Source organism: Butyrivibrio sp. WCD3002, assembly GCF_000424265.1.
GTDB lineage: Bacteria > Bacillota > Clostridia > Lachnospirales > Lachnospiraceae > Butyrivibrio.
Map to the genome: position 1 here is coordinate 770,749 of NZ_AUJO01000001.1, position 17,117 is coordinate 787,865.

General features: G+C 42.7%; 14 protein-coding genes and 1 pseudogene. 1 reads left to right on the forward strand and 14 read right to left on the reverse strand.

Translation table 11 applies throughout. From position 1 onward, the window contains the following. Positions 1–57: 57 nt before the first annotated feature. From G608_RS0103215 to G608_RS0103270, 13 genes and pseudogenes are all read right to left on the reverse strand, one after another. The gene (locus G608_RS0103215; protein ID WP_026494816.1) at positions 58–1,236 is read right to left on the reverse strand and encodes a pectin acetylesterase; all 1,179 of its coding nucleotides are present in this window, start codon (positions 1,234–1,236) and stop codon (positions 58–60) included. A 50-nt stretch (positions 1,237–1,286) separates the two neighbouring features. Then, on the reverse strand, positions 1,287–2,003 hold the full coding sequence (locus tag G608_RS0103220) for a DUF6320 domain-containing protein (RefSeq protein ID WP_026494817.1): 717 nt from the start codon (positions 2,001–2,003) through the stop codon (positions 1,287–1,289). Continuing rightward, positions 2,003–3,307 carry a hypothetical protein gene (locus tag G608_RS0103225; RefSeq protein WP_026494818.1) on the reverse strand — a complete coding sequence of 435 codons (1,305 nt, stop codon included), beginning with the start codon at positions 3,305–3,307 and terminating at the stop codon, positions 2,003–2,005. Before G608_RS0103225 ends, G608_RS0103220 begins: the two co-directional genes overlap by 1 nt. 23 nt (positions 3,308–3,330) lie before the next feature. Next, entirely contained in the window at positions 3,331–5,928 is a 2,598-nt protein-coding gene (locus G608_RS19695) for a right-handed parallel beta-helix repeat-containing protein (RefSeq protein ID WP_081677264.1), read from the reverse strand. A gap of 37 nt (positions 5,929–5,965) precedes the next feature. Then, positions 5,966–6,781 (reverse strand): response regulator, encoded by an 816-nt coding sequence (locus G608_RS0103235; RefSeq protein WP_026494819.1) that lies wholly within the window; start codon positions 6,779–6,781, stop codon positions 5,966–5,968. Positions 6,782–7,003: 222 nt separating this feature from the next. Next, positions 7,004–7,795 carry a response regulator gene (locus G608_RS0103240; RefSeq protein WP_026494820.1) on the reverse strand — a complete coding sequence of 264 codons (792 nt, stop codon included), beginning with the start codon at positions 7,793–7,795 and terminating at the stop codon, positions 7,004–7,006. A 27-nt stretch (positions 7,796–7,822) separates the two neighbouring features. Then, positions 7,823–8,026 (reverse strand): annotated as a pseudogene (locus G608_RS24395) (GNAT family N-acetyltransferase); the annotation flags it as partial. Continuing rightward, entirely contained in the window at positions 7,975–8,103 is a 129-nt protein-coding gene (locus G608_RS24530) for a hypothetical protein (protein WP_330366861.1), read from the reverse strand. The gene G608_RS24530 and the pseudogene G608_RS24395, both read right to left, overlap by 52 nt. 32 nt (positions 8,104–8,135) lie before the next feature. Then, positions 8,136–9,614 (reverse strand): glycerol kinase GlpK, encoded by a 1,479-nt coding sequence (glpK, locus tag G608_RS0103250; RefSeq protein ID WP_026494821.1) that lies wholly within the window; start codon positions 9,612–9,614, stop codon positions 8,136–8,138. Further along, entirely contained in the window at positions 9,611–10,543 is a 933-nt protein-coding gene (locus tag G608_RS0103255; protein WP_026494822.1) for a transketolase family protein, read from the reverse strand. Before G608_RS0103255 ends, glpK begins: the two co-directional genes overlap by 4 nt. Positions 10,544–10,598: 55 nt before the next feature. Continuing rightward, positions 10,599–11,423 (reverse strand): transketolase, encoded by an 825-nt coding sequence (locus tag G608_RS0103260; protein ID WP_026494823.1) that lies wholly within the window; start codon positions 11,421–11,423, stop codon positions 10,599–10,601. A 14-nt stretch (positions 11,424–11,437) separates the two neighbouring features. Next, positions 11,438–12,868, reverse strand: coding sequence for an L-fucose/L-arabinose isomerase family protein (locus G608_RS0103265; RefSeq protein WP_026494824.1), 1,431 nt, complete (start codon positions 12,866–12,868; stop codon positions 11,438–11,440). Between the two features lie 26 nt (positions 12,869–12,894). Then, positions 12,895–14,181 (reverse strand): prolyl oligopeptidase family serine peptidase, encoded by a 1,287-nt coding sequence (locus G608_RS0103270; RefSeq protein ID WP_026494825.1) that lies wholly within the window; start codon positions 14,179–14,181, stop codon positions 12,895–12,897. Between the two features lie 390 nt (positions 14,182–14,571). On the opposite strand from G608_RS0103270, the gene G608_RS0103275 reads away from it, so the two are divergent. Further along, positions 14,572–15,576: a LacI family DNA-binding transcriptional regulator gene (locus G608_RS0103275; RefSeq protein ID WP_026494826.1), complete on the forward strand. Its 1,005-nt coding sequence runs from the start codon at positions 14,572–14,574 to the stop codon at positions 15,574–15,576. Between the two features lie 50 nt (positions 15,577–15,626). Here the strand turns inward: G608_RS0103275 and G608_RS19700 are convergent, their stop codons facing one another. Next, entirely contained in the window at positions 15,627–17,114 is a 1,488-nt protein-coding gene (locus G608_RS19700; RefSeq protein ID WP_035794346.1) for a DUF1593 domain-containing protein, read from the reverse strand. Positions 17,115–17,117 lie beyond the last annotated feature (3 nt).

The following is a 17,117-nucleotide window of genomic DNA, read 5'->3' on the forward strand; positions in this document are numbered from 1 at the left end:
CCGTAGTATTTTGGTTACTATTTACAAATGATATTTCGGCATAAAATACGATAAAATTTAGTCTGATTCAAGAAGTTCCATGCCTATATCATATAAATTACCATTCACTGCATCATACAGCCACCTTGCCATTGTGACATCGTCCTGGGTAAACCTTGTAAAATAAGGCTCCCTTACGGCTGTATGCACCGTTCCTCCCTTAGTGATGAGAGGAATCTCCCAGTTATTTATAAACATGTGAAAATCAGGAGTTATTTTCTTAAGCTCAGCTACCATTTCCTTTAACTGCTCAAAATATGCCTTCTGAACATCCTCATCGGTGGCATATTTTTTATAGGTAACATCGTTGTAATACGCGCTTAAAACATAATCCTTGGTAGAACTTGAATATAGATATCTCAGCTTATCTCCGTACTTGGCGTATAGCGCCTTGTACCAGCTAAGAGTGATATTGTCAGAATTAATCGCCTCACAGATCGGCTGCGGCGCCTTCCATACTTCTCTTGCAGTATACGCCCACTTTTTATATAAAAGAAGTGCGCTGTCGGAAAATACCGTGACATCACTTACACCCTGATACCACACGCTAAGTATCTCATCAGTAAGTGCAGGTACAGCAAAGGCACCGGCGCTGTTTCCGGCTATGAGGAGCTTTTTGGGATTACTGAAAAGGTTCCTTGCTCTGGCCATACCCTCCATAAAATTCAGATATCCATGAAAATAAAGGACGTGGTCATCCCCATCCTCTCCTTTATACGGAAATTCATTATTTCCCACATGGAAATCGCCTGTAGCATAGGGAATATCAATGATACTGTAATCCCTGAAGGGATTGCCCGTATCCTTCATATTCATGATTCCCATATCTATATTCATGATCTGAGTGAAAGGTCTTAGATTATTCCAATAATAATTGGGAAGAGCAGCTGCCACCTTACCACCTGAGACAGGTCTTGCCGCCGTGTATTCATTCCATGCAACACCGCCGCCGGAGAAAAAGATACACAGCTTTTTGGGATCAGCTATTTTGACATAGATATAATATTCAGAGCCATCCCCCGATATGCCCATTGGAACAGGCACCCTGTACCAGACCTTTTTCTCAGGATCTTCCGGTAATTCCGGTGCCAGCATATCCTTTTCAACAATCCTTTTTCCGATGGAGCTCTCTACAAAATCCCCAAGATGAAGCTCCAGCATCTGTTTTCTAATCTGTCTTTTTTCACGAATACCCATAAAGGTATCCTCCCCTCAAAAGCAATTTATTATGAAAAGCAGATTTAAACCTAAACGTTAAACATTCTTCCCGCAGCGCTTCTAAGCTCTCTGAACCTGAAGATGATGGCGGCAACCATTACGATTGCAAAACCGGCCATGGTAAATACAGCTGCATAGGGAAGTGTATTTTCTCCTTTCCAGATAAAGAATATCTGAGCAAATGAAAGTACTGCGTCAAAACCAATATAAGTGATGTACTCCTCAAACCTGAGCTTCATTGCCTTTGCAATAATATAGGTCACAATGGTGTGTCCGATCAGGCAGAAGGGAATCATCCATGTTACGCTCCAGCCATAAAAGCCAGTCATCTTATCGATGTAATAATCGACGATTATTGCAACCACGACCTCAACGGCAAGCACCTTCAAAATATTGTAGCGGTACTTCATTATTGCGATAATATCAAGCCACACCACAATACTTCCAAGGATAGTAGCCCCTGTCCAGGACATCATCTCCCCGAAAAGATATCTGAGTGCTACACATACAACAATAACAATAGCAAGTAAAAAGGTGCATATCCTTATGAAGGTGACGCCTGTAATCTTCCTTTCATTCAAAATAGGAAAAGCTTCGTCGTCATCTTCAAAATCATCAATATCATAAATATCTTCATCTATCGCTGCTCTTTTCATGCCATCCTTATCAAGGATCTTACCTTGGCAAAGCGGGCAGCACTGCTTTTTGCCTCTTATGGCAATTTTACATTTCGGACAATATAACATTACTTTTTCACCTCGTGAGAACTTTGTTTATCGGGAACGATGTCAAAATCGTTGGTGGCGATTTCAACTCCAATTCCCTCTGCAGTAATTCTTCTGCAAAGATTAAGCATTGTAGGATGCGTTGTAAATGCAGAACATTCTCCAAAGACCATCTTGTCTCTGAAGCTGCAGATCGTGATTTGTTCCTTGGAGGCGGTCATGAAAGCACTGAATCTCTCAATGAAGGGAGTAACCTCCGCAGGCATTTTTATTACACCCATATTGGAAATGGATGTGGTAACGCCGCTCTTAGCAGCTGCATCGAATCTGCCGATGGCATAATCCTTTATAAAAAGCGGAACAACCTTGATTGCGAGGTTATGTTCAAGAGCCGCATAGGAATTCATTGTATTGTTAACTCTCTCGGGCTCAAGCTGCTTCTTGAAGGACTCGCTTACAACCTTGATAATACTGTCCAAGGTATTGTCAAAATCAATGGGATCGAATCTTATACTTATAACACCGAAGAAATTTCTTGCGGTGTTGGACTTAAAGTACTGTCTTAGGTTTACGGGCACGCTGACAATGATTGGCTTCTTTTTCTGAGCCGTGGACATGGTATCAATGATAGCGGCGATATAAATTGAAGTACTGAGAACACCTACAGTACAGCCATAGCGCTCCGCCAACTTTTTAAAAGCCTTAGCTGAAACCGTCGCCTCAACAATGTGAGATTCATTATTGGCATCTGTCTCTCCGTGGAGCTGATATGCATGATTGGATGAAAGACTCTTAAGCTGCTTTAAGCCCTTAACGTTCTGATAAAAATGCTTGAAGGCATCATTGTTCATCTCCTGCAGGGATGCAATCTCTGCTCCGAAAAAATCTCCGTCAACGTGGAAATCATGAGCTATCTCAAGATATCTTGTGACTATTCTTCTGAAAAGGCTGAAGGCTCCGGTACCGTCTGCCAGTACGTGGAACATCTCCATGCTGATTCTCTTTTTATAATAGATAACTCTGTAAAGAAGGCTCTTTTTTCCGGGCAGATAAAGTGCACTGCAAACAGGCAGATGCTCCTCTTCAACAACGCATTTAAGTGAAGAATCCTCCAGATAGTACCAGAACAGACCTCTTCTCAAAATGCAGTTGAAAAAGGGATATTCATCTATGGTCTCATCAAGAGCTCTCTGTAAAATCTCCCCATCCACATCCTCAAAGAGTTCGCAGCTGATTCTGAAAACTCTGGTATTTGCGCCTCTAACCGTAGACGGTATTATTTTTGCCGCATTATCAAGTTTGTACCAATTAGTTCTTCTTTCCATTTCCTACTATATTTCGCAAACCATCACAGATTTTCCACTGTTTCTGCCACAGGCTCAACAGGTGTTGTTTTAACTCTGTAGATTACATCCTCAAGCGAAATAAATTTCTTCTCCTGTATAAATTTTAAATATTTAGGCGTAAGCCTCATGGTAATTCTGGGCTCTAATTCTCTGTTTACTCTCTCGCTGATAGTTTTGCAGGCATCATCGGGATCGTGTGTCATACTCTTACTAAGTATACACAATAATGTTCCGACTGTCTGAACAAGTCCGCCCATATTCATATCCATGGAAGCATCGATTGACTGCAATGAGTTGACCTTCCACTTCGTCTTCTCAGAGTATATGCCATATTCGCAGTCAACTTCAATAAGCTTCTGCGTTTTTAGGTCGCGAAGCCACGCTGTATTTCCTTTTACAAAAATGTCCTGCACCTGGAAAAGCGTGCCGTTATAAGGAAATGAGACATTTTCGCAATTAGTCATAGTAATATTTGACTGTATCTCTACAGCCTCAGGTTCTTCCTTCTGAACAATCCTTTTTCTGGTTCTTCCTTCAAGACGATCCTCCTGATGAAAAGCTATTGCCCTGTCATCATGACCGCCAAAAAATACGGTAAATCTGTCTCCCGCACCTTCTTCAAAGGGGCCGCAGAGAGGATGGATTCCTCTTTTTCTTCCGAAGTAATCGGTATCGAACAAAATAGGCGTACCGTCCCTGTTCTCGAATCTCTGCTCCGGTTCGAAGGCTTCACCTAAAGTCTCAGTAGAAATCATTCTGGTCATGGACCTTGGCAGATACTCATAGAGGTTGGTATGAAGTCTGAAATTTCCTTCCTCCTCCGAAACCATGATCTTTACGGTGTGATTACTCTCAATATGAGGATTTATCTCACTGTCACAAGGCTTTGCGCCGTTAAAATATGCGTTGCCATAAGCCCAAACAGGCAGATGATCATAGTATTTATCATTGTAGCCGGGGCCGAATTTTTTAGTAAAATCAGGCTTAAGAGACTCAAAATACTTCGCTGCTGTTGGATAACCGTTATAGGGCACAGTACCACAGATAAGATTGCATTCCTCCATGGTTCCCATATCCATGCTGTTTACATAATCCCTTAAATCCTGACGTATTTCCTTTTGCACGAAAATATTGTTGTAGAATCTGGCATCTCCGTGAAGGATTGTCATAAATCCGGCTATGGCCGTTGAATGAGGCACATGATACGGAGTATATCTGCAGCTTTGGAACTTAAGACCGCCGTTATCAGTACCGCTTCCCACATAGGAAAATGAACCATTAATTAGATTATGTACAAGGGCAATTCCCTGAGTGCTGAGTCTCATGGAAATATCCGAAAGCATCAGATTGTGATCTATCAGAGTCGGACCATGGGATACTTCAACAAAAATATCCTCTCCAAGACTGAGAGGGTTTGAAATTTCGCACCCCTGTGGCGGCGTATTGTCATGGAAGAAATTCTGGGTGACTCTTGTTCCCTGAGCCTGCCAGTCAAGCCACAGACCTCTTGTGCAGTTGTGAATGTGGTTTCTTCTTATTACAACATCAATTGCAGCGTGCATCTTGATACCGCCAATCTCTGCACCTGCAAGATTCTGCTTATTATTAATTCTGTAAATATGGTTATCTTCTATGGTGCTGAAAACACCGCCAAGATGGCCCACGATACCGGTCTGTCCGCAATCATGGATATCACAACGTCTGATAATGTGAGATCCGATATTTTCCTTATTCCAGCCTTCGTTTACAGCCTGACAGATTGCATCCCTCTCTGTCTGAGTGCCATCCTTATGGAAGGCCGTGGTCCATTTATTGTCATTTCCGGGTTGCAGGTATTTTCCAAGAGAAATACCGCTGCACTTGGATTCTGAGATTTCGCAGTCTTCAATAATCCAGCCCTTAGCCCAATGCGGACCTATAAGGCCGTCCTGATAGGCCGTGGGAGGTGCCCACTGCGTTGCAGCCTGCCTAAGTGAAAAACCTGAAACGGTAATGTAATTAATACCGTTTTCCAAAGGCATAAAGCAGTTTCTTCTGACACTTATTTCTACATTTTCTTCGTTGGGATCCAGACCGTGGAAATTTGCAAAGATGACCGTATCTCCGGCTTCCTGCGCAGAAAACCATGTGAACACAGAAAAATCCGGCTCCCAGGAAGCTCTGCTAACTAGCGGATTCTCGCACTCACTGATAGAGGAAACCTCATACATGGATTTGCCGTTAAGATAGACATCACCTGTATGAACCTCCTTTGGTGAAAAGAACCAGTCGCCCTTTACAGGTACAGTAAAGGGATTATAGCTGCCGAAAATACTATTCGGTACATTGATCTTCCATACCTCGCCGTTAAAATGAGCCCAGTCAGTAACTCTCTCAGCGCCTGTAATAACTGCTCCGAGAGGCTCCACTGAGGTATAAACAATGGGTTTATCTTCTGTTCCGGAATTAACCGGATGAACATACTCTCTGTAGATACCGGGTGCAACAATTACAACATCACCGGCCTTTGCGATATCTGCAGCCTCCTGAATAAAGCGGAACGGGTGATTTCTCGTTCCGTCGCCACTTCGAACTACGTTTGCCGAAACATAAATCTGCATGACAACTCCCCTTTCCGCAGGTCCCCCTGCTTGCTAATTATTCATTTATTATAGCACAAATAACCCTTAACTTTTCTTTATAGCTGCGATAAAGAGTCAAGAGTTTATCCTTGTTTTCATTTATGAAATTAAAATCTTCTTCCTTGCCTGCTTTTTCAACTGCCTCAGCAAGCTGCGCAAGCTCCGTAGCTCCGATAATTCTGGCTGTACTTTTCAGGGCATGAACCTTGGTTGTAAAAAACAGGTTATCCCCTCTGTCATAGGCATCCTCTATTTCAAGAGCTTTTCCGTCAACGGCGGTAGCAAAATTGTTCAGGAATTTCTTAAGGGACTTTGAATTTCCGCAGAATTTCAGACCATCCTCAACAGAGATTCCATCAATCTTAGACAGCTCCTGCAAAAGCTCCTGGTCATCCTCATCGGGTGATGCCATGGCAGCTTCACTATCGCCCTCTTTGAAAGGACTTTTCTGAGGCGGCAGATACTCTTTCAATGCATCCTTTAGCTTGTCACCTTCAATCGGCTTCTGAAGGTAATCCGTAAAACCAAGATCGGTGTAAAACTTCTTTCCATCCTCCTCAGCACTTGCAGTCACAGCCAGTACCGGCATCTCAGCATAGAGCTTTCGAATCTCCTTAAGAGTTTCGATTCCGTCCATCCCCGGCATCATGCGGTCAAGAATGACAAGATCAAAGGTGTCATCAAGACGCTTTAAGCACTGTTCCCCACCTGTTACCATCCTTAGTTGCACATCTACGCCATCAAGCAGCTTTCTTACAAACTGCAGATTGAACTGATCGTCATCCACAACCATTATCTTTGCTTTTGATGCGTCAGATACAGGTAAAATCATAGTAAATACTCCCATCATAAAAAAATTTCAGGTAAATACCTAATGTGTTGGACTTTTGTTGGACATAGGTATTTATACTAAAGTCGTATCGTAAATTCATTTAGATTTCTTGAGGGGGAGATTTAAAGTGAACTAAGTATCTGTATTAAATATAGATGCTGCGATAAATTGCACTAGGATGCACTCTCTCCTGCATCCTAGTGCAATTTTCTTATGCTTAAATCAATAATCATCAAGGAGCTCTGCTTCTGTCAGGCTTGCCCAATAATAGGAATTCATGTAAACACCTCTAAAAGATGATATCGCATCCTTATCGCCTTCCAGATATTTGTACATATCGCAGTCTATCAGCTCCGGTCTGACTCTCATGGAACCACTTCGTATTTCCAGGATATCGCTTATCTCATATTTTGCCAGTGTCTCCTTCAGGCTTCGGACAATTACGTCCATCTGCTTTTGCATTGAGCGATCGTAAAATCCATCCTCCCACAATGCCGCAAAAGCTTCAGGTCTTGTCACTGTTCCGCCCCGCTGGTCTATCAGATAAGCAAGAAGCTCTTTTGATTTTGAACGCTTAAATACTACAGGCTCATTATCCTTGAAAATATCAAAATTTCCAAAGGTCATGGCCTTTATAAGGTAAGGTGTCTCCTCTTCCTTATTCTCCACAATGTACTTAAGCTCTTCAAATAACTTTTCTTTTTCAATTGGTTTTAGCAGATAACCGTCTGCGTGAACCGAAAATGCATCAAGGGCATATTGTGCATATCCGGTTAAAAAAACTATTGAAACCTTAGGATATTTCTCCCTTAGTCTGGCAGCCAGAGTAACTCCGTCCATCTCAGGCATATCGACATCAAGAAGCGCAACGCCTACACTATTTTCTTCCGCATATTCAATTGCTTCTTTAGCCGAAGTAAATCCGATAACTTCATCGAAGAAACCCGACTCATCCATAAAGGAAATCGTAAGATTCAATATAAGATCGTCGTCATCGACGCATATTGCGTTCATTCTTTCCATCCCTCACAGAAAAAATTCTTAAATTTTTATTAATTTTATAATAGCATATTCTGAAAGGAATAATAAGTATAAAAAATGGCTCAAATAAAAAGTTCCGACATTTTCATACATCTTCACAGCATAGTTAGCTTTCTGCACTGATAAAGAAGTCTGCTTATAGCCTTTCTCTTTTAGCAATTCCAGCATTCGAACCATAAGCTCAGTACCGATGCCTCTGCGCCTTCAGGGATAAAAATAGCCTCGTATAGAAAATCCTTTAGAAGGTCATATTCATTTTCTCTGATTTCTCGAAGTACCATTTTCATCCCCTCTTCATGCACAAAGCATCTTATTATGGCTGAAGTACCTTTCTGACAGCAGCCTTCCAGCCGTTGTATTTCTTATCAACTTCACTCTTATCCATTGCCGGTGTGAAGGCTTTTCTCTCTACTCCGTCAAACAGCTCTGCCTTGTTATAGATTCCAAGCGAAAGTCCTGCGGCATAGGCAGCACCCATAGCTGAAAGCTCTTCAGCGGGAGGAACCATTACCGGAACGCCCACGATATCTGACTGAAACTGCATAAGGTAGCCGTTTTTAGTAGCGCCTCCATCAGCTCTAAGTTCTGTTATAGGAACTCCTGCATCATCATTCATAGCCTTTACGATGTCTGTGATCTGATAAGCGATGCAGTTAAGAGCATCACGGACTATCTCCGCTTTTCTTGTGGTTCTGGTCATTGCGCAGATTACCGCTTCTGCCTTGCCGTCCCAGTAAGGTGCACCAAGTCCGGAAAAAGCAGGAACAAGGTATGAATGATCGTCCTCAGAAGCTTTTCTTGCAAGCTCTTCTGTCTCAGATGCAGAGCTAATAAGCTCAAGATCATCCTTAAGCCATGTTATAACTGCTCCTGAATAATTGATGTTTCCTTCAAGGACATACATAGGCTCTCCGCCCATGCTCCATGCAAGAGATGTCACAAGGCCGTGGTCACTTAAAACTTTGTCTTTTCCGATATTCATCATCACTGATGAACCTGTGCCATAGGTAGCCTTTACCATTCCCTTTTCATGGCAGCCCTGTCCGAATAAAGCTCCGTGGGAATCACCAAGAACACCCCTTATGGGAACAGGATTATCAAGGAATCCCTCAAAATCTGTTTCTCCGTAATCACCGTCAGAATCTGTGACTTCAGGAAGTCCCGATACCGGTATATCAAAAATCCTGCAGATTTCCTCATCCCAGCAAAGCTTTCCAATATTGAAAAGCTGAGTTCTGGATGCATTGGAATAGTCAGTTTTAAATACCTTTCCGCCGGTCAGTCTATAAACAAGGTATGCATCAACTGTACCGTAGCATAAAGCATTTTCCTCTGAAAGCTTTTTAGCTTCAGGAACGTTTCTTAAAATCCATGCAATTTTACCTGCAGGAAAATAGGGAGACAAATTTATTCCTGTGTTTTCCCTTATTCTGCTGGCGTGTCCCTGCTGCATTATCTCATCACAGATACTCTCAGCTCTTGCGCACTGCCATACAATAGCGTTGTAAACAGGTGTGCCATCCTTTTTCCAGGCAATAGAGGTCTCTCTCTGATTGCTGATTCCAACACCTGCAATATCTGATTTGTCTATACCGGAGGATGAAACTACCTCCTTCACCACATCAATGGTGTTCTTATAAATCTCTTCAGGATCGTGCTCAACCCAGCCCTTATCATTGATGATCTGCTTGTGGGGAAGATCCTTTCTGGCAACCAGGGCTCCTTTTTCATCAAAAATTATGGCCTTCGTCCCCTGAGTGCTTTGATCTATACCTAAAATATATCTGCTCATGCCAGCGCTTCCTTTGCTTTTTTAGCTATGCCCTCAGCATTCATTCCGTAGTAATCGAACACTTCCTTGGATGTACCTGTGATAACCGGTGCATCGGGAAGTGCGATTTCAAGAACCTTCTTAGGGCAGTTTGCAGAAACAACCTGTGCAACCATTGATCCAAGGCCACCAAAGGGTGCATGCTCTTCTACTGTTACAACTGCTATTGTCTTCTGAACAGACTTAATTATTGCCTCAGTATCAAGAGGCTTTACGCAGTACATATCGATAACTTCAGCACTGATGCCCTCTTTTTCAAGGAGCTTTGCTGCATCTGCTGCAGGCTTAACCATCTCACCGCAAGCGATAATAGTTACGTCACTGCCTTCATTAACGATTGTAGCTTTATCCATTTCAAAAGGACAATTATCCTCTGTGTAGGTATCTTCTACAGGATTTCTGCCGGTTCTGATATATGCAGGCTTTTCATCCTTTAGAAGAGCCTCAACAAGATATTTTGTCTGATGTCTGTCTGAAGGCAAATAAACTCTCATGTTGGGAATTGCTGCCATAGCTGCTATGTCCTGTGCGCTGTGGTGACTCATTCCAAGAGCGCCGTAGCTTACGCCGCCACTTATTCCGATGAGCTTAACGTTCATGTTGGAGTAAGCACAGTCCACTTTTGCCTGCTCATAGCTTCTTGTTGAAACAAAGCTTGCAGGAGAAGCTGCGAAAGGCTTTTTGCCTGTCTTTGCAAGACCTGCTGCGATACTAACAAGATCCTGCTCTGCTATTCCGACCTCCACTGACTGCTCGGGAAAATTTTCAAAAAACGGTGCAAGTGATGCTGAACCTCTGGAATCACTGCAAAGAACAACGATGTCTTTATCATCCTTTGCATGTTCCATGAGCACATCACAGATTACTTTTCTATTGGGTATGTTATTCATTAAATGACCTCCAAATCAAACCGCCGCAAAATGCTTCGGTGGTATAACTTCAAAATTAGCTAAGTGCCTTAATGTGCTCATCAAGGTCTTTCATTATCTGCTCATATTCTTCGGCAGTAGGTACGTGATGATGCCAGGATGCCTTATTTTCCATAACTGCTGAGCCCTTGCCCTTTGTGGTGTTTGCGATTATGCAGGTAGGTTTTCCCTTTGTAGCCTCAGCCTCATCAAAAGCTGCTTTAAGTGCATCAAGGTCATTACCATCAACGCTGATCACGTGCCAGCCAAAACTTTTTATTCTCTGGAAAAGATCCTCATGGGCCATGACATCCTCAGTGCTTCCGGAAATCTGAAGTCTGTTTCTGTCGATGATCGCACAGAGATTATCAAGCTTATACATACTGCCTGACATGAAGCCTTCCCAAACTGAACCCTCCGCCAGCTCGCCGTCCCCCATAACCACATAGGTGCGGTTCTTTCTGCCATTCATCTTGTTGCCAAGTGATATACCAACGCTTACAGGAAGTCCATGTCCAAGGGATCCGGAATTCATCTCCATGCCGGGAAGCTTGTTGTTTGGATGTCCGATATACTGTGATCCGAATTTGGAAAACTTGCTTTTTACTTCTTCAAAATCAAGGAAGCCCTTTTCACAAAGAACGGCATAATATGCCTCAACAGAGTGTCCCTTACTCATTATGAAAAAGTCTCTGTCGGGATCGTCCTGATTTTCCGGAGAGATGTTCATTCTGTCCAGATAAAGAGAAACCAGAACCTCCATAACACTCATGTCTCCGCCGATGTGACCACCGCCGCCTTCCATGATTATATCTACTGTATCTTTTCTTAACTTGTATGCTAATGCTTTAAGATTACTCACAAATTGCCTCCTGATTAAACTTCATCAAATACCACATCTTCACCGTGAAGATAAGCCTTAACCTTATCCTCGATAGGATCATAGAGATCGGGCTTAACGCCGATGTATTTGCATGCCTCATAGATTACAGGCACGATATCCTCGTGGATACCTACGCAGTGATGGATGTAAGGTCCTTCTACAACCTTGGCTTCAAGGCGCTTTAAGTTTGCAACCTCAACCCAGAGATAGGTTCCCTTTGTGAAGGGTCCTTCAACACCCTTAGCGTGTCCAAGAAGGATAGAGTACTCGCCGTTATCGCCGTCAAAACGAGCCAGTGTAAGAAGGCCATGCTTTGCTTCAGCAGAAACAGCACCATTGTGCTCAAAGGCAACAGGTACGCAGATTGTGGGCTTTTCCTTGGCAACAGAAATAGGCCACGGTCCGCAGTGCTGTAAAAGCTCGCCGTTTTCATTGTCAGGGTGACGAACTGTCCAGTCTGCAAAGAGACCTCTCTTTTCATTCATGCCCGCAGCTTCAACAAGAATCTGAGTGATGGCACCGTGAATATCTGTCTCACATACAACAGGAATTCCCTCTTCGTTAAGAAGTGAATTTGCTGCGCAGGGCATGATTCCGATTTCGCCCTGAAGAGCATTCCAGCACTGAATAGCGATTGCACTTGCGCCATATTTTGTTGCAAGATTCTTCATAGCAATCTTAAGAGCTGCTACGTTTGTAAGAAGGTCCTCGGAAATGTCACAGGTCATGTTTTCATGGCAGTATGCAACTACCTCTGCAACCTGATCGGGAGTCTTTTCTTTTACTGTCTTAATCTCAGCTGTAAGCTCAGGAATCGGAATAGGTGCAAGCTGAATATTGAACTTTTCAAGGAGCTCACCCTCGTTACACATGGTGCTCCAGAAATCGAAGGGTCTGGGTCCAATCTGAAGAATTCTGATATTTCTGAACTTCTTAACAACGTTACATACAGCAAGGAAATCCTTAACACCTCTTGCAAATTCAGGATCATCAAGTCTGCAGTTTGTCATGTATGTGAAGGGGACACCGAATCTTCTTAGAACTTTTCCTGTAGCAAAAAGTCCGCACTGAGAATCACGAAGTCTCATTCCGTCGGGCTCAGGTCTCTCATCACGAGGTCCCCAGAGAAGTACGGGAACATTCAGTTCCTTGGCAAGCCTTGCGCACTCATACTCTGTTCCGAAATTGCCGTGAGGAAGGAAAAGTCCGTCAACCTTTTCTCTCTTGAACTTCTCAGCAATCTTGATTCTGTCTTCGTCATCATAGAGAAGACCTTCCTCGTTAATGTCCTTGATATCTACATATTCAACGCCAAGCTCATCAAGCTTATCTCTTGTGAGGTTAGCGAACTTTATTGCATCGGGAGCACTGAAAATGCTTCTTCTTGTGGGTGCTAAACCAATTCTTATCTTTGCCTTTTCCATAGTTTGAAATCTCCTTTTTATTTGAATTACTTTTTCTGAAGAGCAAGCCAGTCAAGAAGTGTTACTTCTTTTCCGTCAACTACTACAGGCTTGCCGTCAAAGTCTACCTTGCAATCATCGTTAAGCATGGGGATCCATGCGAAGTGACCAAGATATTCGAATGGATTGCCGTTTTCATCCTTAAAGCCCATGTGCATATCCACAATCTTGTCCCAGAAGGTGAAGTGTACGTTCTTTGCTCCTGCTTTCATGAGACGATCGTAGGTAGGTGATACATACTTTTCAGGAACTACAACGGGATCGTTCTTTGCATGTGTGAACCAGATGGGCATATCCTTCATTCTATCGATGTGAGCATCCGTAATCTGGTTGTCTATCATCGCTTCGCAGATAGGGAATGCTGCAGCGAAGAAATCAGGATAATCCATGATCATTCGCATTGTCATAAATCCACCGTTTGAATCTCCGCCAACATAGATTCTATCTGTGTCAATTGCATCTGCGAATCTGTCTATAAAGTGGTCGATTGTAGCCTTTAATACTTCAACATATTTGGAATTACCGCTGTCACCGTACTGGCCGCTTCCATCATCAAGCCACATGGTTGGACACTGAGGTGAAAGAACGAAAACACCTCCGAATTTTTTCTGAACCCAGTCCTCTGTAAGAGCAGGTACATTGTTTCCACTATACGAAATTGAAGTTTCATCTCCGCCTTCTCCGGCGCCGTGAAGCCATACGATAAGGGGCTTTTTGCCACCCTTGAGATTTGGAGTGAAGTAGCCGTATCTGAGAACCTTGGTCTCATCCTCTGAATCAAACTCCTGGAATCTCTCCTTATCGGGATTGAAAACTCCGGCGCAGCGGCTAAAGGTAAGACCGCTTATCTTGTCGTCTCCATCACCGATTTCTTTTATCTGGTCAACTCTGTAATCATTAATTGTGTATCTCTCGTGACCATTGATATTCTTAAAATCTGCGGCAATGGCAGAGCTGCATTTATATGCAGGTCCGATTTCAAGCTCAAGAGCAGCATATCTGCTTTTTCCTGAAACCTTGCCCCCCTTCATGTCGCTGGCATATACGTCCTTTATTACTCTGTAGCCCAGACTGGGAACGAACTGATCTCGTTCAATGAAGGATTTGGGCATTTCTACCACGTCGCCTTTTTTATCTCTTATAGTAACGAAGACGCTGAATGCATCTTTTTCTAATTCCTTGGTTTCAACATCTCTTGGCATTCCCAAAACAAGCTTAGTCACATACGGCCCAAAATCCGTCACATCAATAACCTGATAATAAATCCCTTCCATTTCTACCTCCTATGTTCGCCGGCTTGTTATAACATATATGGTTCTCTCGGCCGACGCTTTCGCTCTGTTTCACACGCAGCGGTACTAAGTTGGTAAAAAACACCAACTAAGTACCGGCGTGTTCAAAAGCCGCCTCGTGAACCATATATGTTAATCTTGCCGGCTAATATACTGAATCCAAATGAATAATTTTGTTTTGATTCATGTTGGATTCAGCACAAATTTTCAACTGAAATAATCATAAAATATGAACTACTTAATTTCAGTAAATAATTAAGTATTTATCACTTAATTAATTGCTTAATTCGTTACTGAAATATTGATATAAACTGCATTTTTAATTATTATATGATTAAGTAAATTATCAATTATAGTTTATGAGGAATGATCATGGGAATTACGGCGAAAGAGTTGGCGAAGAAGATGGGGATAAGTGCGGCGGCAGTGAGTATGGCGCTTAACGATAAGCCTGGAGTCAGTGCAGCAACAAGGAAAAAGATTAAGCACGAAGCTGAAAAGTATGGCTATGATTTTAGTAAAGTAAAAGCTTCCGCCATTAAGAACGGAAGCATATACTTTGTGATTTATAAAAAGAATGGTGTGGTCGTGGCAGACACACCCTTTTATGCAGAACTATCGGAAGGTATATCCAATGAATGCAAAGCGCAGGGCTACAAGCTCAAGGTTCAGTATTACTATGAATCTGATTTTACGATGGCGGATTTAGAAGCAATACAATACTCCGACTGTATTGGCGTGATCATTCTTGCAACTGAACTTACACCATCGGATTTAAAGCCCTTTCTAACACTTCCTGTTCCGGTGGTTATTTTGGATAGCTACTATGAGACCATCGACAGGGACTTTGTCACCATAAACAATGTGCAGGGAGCCTATAGAGCAACTCAGTATCTTATAAGAAAAGTAAAAGCTCAGCCCGGGTATCTTATGGGAAGTTACCGAATTCAGAATTTCAAGGAGCGTCAGGAAGGCTTCAGAAAAGCGGTACACGAAAATGGAATGTCCCGCTCCCAGAGCATCATCCACGAGCTATCCCCTTCCATTGAAGGTGCCTACCTTGATATGTGCGATATTCTGAAAAACAAGGATTATCTGGCAAAATGCTATTTCGCTGATAATGACCTTATAGCGGCAGGCGCCATCAGAGCTTTTAAGGAGTTTGGCTATCGCATTCCTGACGATATTGCTGTGGTTGGCTTTGATAATCTTCCAATAAGTCAGATTATTGAGCCATCGCTTTCAACCATAAATGTCCCGAAGGCTGCTCTTGGCGGTGAAGCAGTAAAGAGACTTATCATGCGAATTCAGGATCCTAAGCTTGCCTATACAAGAGTTCAGATTACATCAAGTCTTGTTGACAGATATTCTGTGTAAATATAGCCCCCTGGCCTGTTCTAATTCAAAATCACTGCTCGTAAAGATTTTTATTTAACTGTGATAATAACCTGCTTATAGTCAAACAGTCTGTAATGTCCATTGGATTCAGCCTTAACCATGATATGAATAAGATCACCGCTTTTTGCAGATTCAGAAATCGTGATTTTTGCTGTATTATCTGATACTTCAAGTTTAACGTCTGCTGCACAGTCAGCGCTGGCATCCTTATAAACTCTAAAGCTTATCGCAGTATCAAGCTTATCGGGATTTTCAGCACTTGCAGTCAGTGTAACAACATCTCCCTTAGCAGCAGTTATATCAACACCCTGCTCAACAGATAACTTTGGAGAATGCTCGCCCTTTTCATAGCTTCCATCGGCTGCCCATGCTACTCTTGCGGCAAAATCTCTCTGGATATCAGCAACATAGAGCCACATAGATTCCTGCTCGGACTCGTTTCCATCCTTATCTACATATATATCCTTGGAAACATCCCACACATTGCAGTCTTCACCCTTTGAGTTTTTGAAATCAACCTTGTGGTATCTTCCAGCAACTCCGCCGTAGGTCACATCCTCAAGAGTTCTTGTGCCCCAGGGAAGAAGTATGAAAAATGTAGGTGAATCTCCCTCAGACAAAAAGTCATATTTCTGAGGAACAATCTTCAGGAATCGTGCTCCAAACCAGTCGTTTACGATATTGGGGTTTGCGCCAAACTGTCCTTCAGGACCTTCACCTTCATACTCATGTCCGTCAAGCCAAGTGCAGTACCCCTTAATAAGAGCACTGTCCTTAGATAAAATTTCTTTTTCCATAAAGTCAGCTTTAAGAGTATCCTTGCTCTCGCCCTCAGGCATTACAAACCAGGGATAAGCATAGCTCTGCATCTGAAGAGTCTTTATGAACTGAATGCCCGGCCAGTTTTCCGCAACATATTCCTTATATGCAGGGTCCTGCTCACCGCAGGCTGTAATTACAACCTTCTTGGTTATCTTTGCATGAAGCTCTGTCCATTCAGGCTTATTTTCATACTCCTCCTGAATGTCCTTAAGTGCTCTGGCAACTGTGTTTGTTCCGCCCCAAACCTGAATGTAAAGTGTTCTCTCATCATCATCCAATATACGTTCTTTTATGAGATTTGAACCCTCTGTTGCTTTTTCCATCTCGCCTTCATATCCGATGTTACCGATCTTAGTTATAGACCTTAAATAATCAGGAGTGGGATAGCCTTCGGCATGCTTGCAAAGATTGGGATAATCCTTCTCATAATCATCGATTTCTCTCATCATCCAGTCTGTGCCCGGCCATCTGTAGGGCTGATCGAAGGGTCCTGAAACCTCAGCATATTCACCGCCAAAATCATCATCGGATTTTTTATCCGGCTTTACTGCGCCGGGAATACCAACCCAGTGGAATTTTGAAGAGGTCTGAACAATGCCCTGAAGCTCCACTTCATTGGCATAGTAAAGAAAATGTCTCAGGGAATTCTGATCATCTACTTCAGCATCCTGAGTAATAATTGTACGTAATTTCATCTG

Coding starts and splice junctions, on each gene's coding strand:
- G608_RS0103255 (WP_026494822.1), bottom strand. CDS start 10,543: ATGAATAACATACCCAATAGAAAAGTAATCTGTGATGTGCTCATGGAA.
- G608_RS0103270 (WP_026494825.1), bottom strand. CDS start 14,181: ATGGAAGGGATTTATTATCAGGTTATTGATGTGACGGATTTTGGGCCG.
- G608_RS0103225 (WP_026494818.1), bottom strand. CDS start 3,307: ATGGAAAGAAGAACTAATTGGTACAAACTTGATAATGCGGCAAAAATA.
- G608_RS0103275 (WP_026494826.1), top strand. CDS start 14,572: ATGGGAATTACGGCGAAAGAGTTGGCGAAGAAGATGGGGATAAGTGCG.
- G608_RS0103240 (WP_026494820.1), bottom strand. CDS start 7,795: ATGAACGCAATATGCGTCGATGACGACGATCTTATATTGAATCTTACG.
- G608_RS19695 (WP_081677264.1), bottom strand. CDS start 5,928: ATGCAGATTTATGTTTCGGCAAACGTAGTTCGAAGTGGCGACGGAACG.
- G608_RS0103265 (WP_026494824.1), bottom strand. CDS start 12,868: ATGGAAAAGGCAAAGATAAGAATTGGTTTAGCACCCACAAGAAGAAGC.
- G608_RS24530 (WP_330366861.1), bottom strand. CDS start 8,103: ATGGTACTTCGAGAAATCAGAGAAAATGAATATGACCTTCTAAAGGAT.
- glpK (WP_026494821.1), bottom strand. CDS start 9,614: ATGAGCAGATATATTTTAGGTATAGATCAAAGCACTCAGGGGACGAAG.
- G608_RS19700 (WP_035794346.1), bottom strand. CDS start 17,114: ATGAAATTACGTACAATTATTACTCAGGATGCTGAAGTAGATGATCAG.
- G608_RS0103235 (WP_026494819.1), bottom strand. CDS start 6,781: ATGATTTTACCTGTATCTGACGCATCAAAAGCAAAGATAATGGTTGTG.
- G608_RS0103220 (WP_026494817.1), bottom strand. CDS start 2,003: ATGTTATATTGTCCGAAATGTAAAATTGCCATAAGAGGCAAAAAGCAG.
- G608_RS0103215 (WP_026494816.1), bottom strand. CDS start 1,236: ATGGGTATTCGTGAAAAAAGACAGATTAGAAAACAGATGCTGGAGCTT.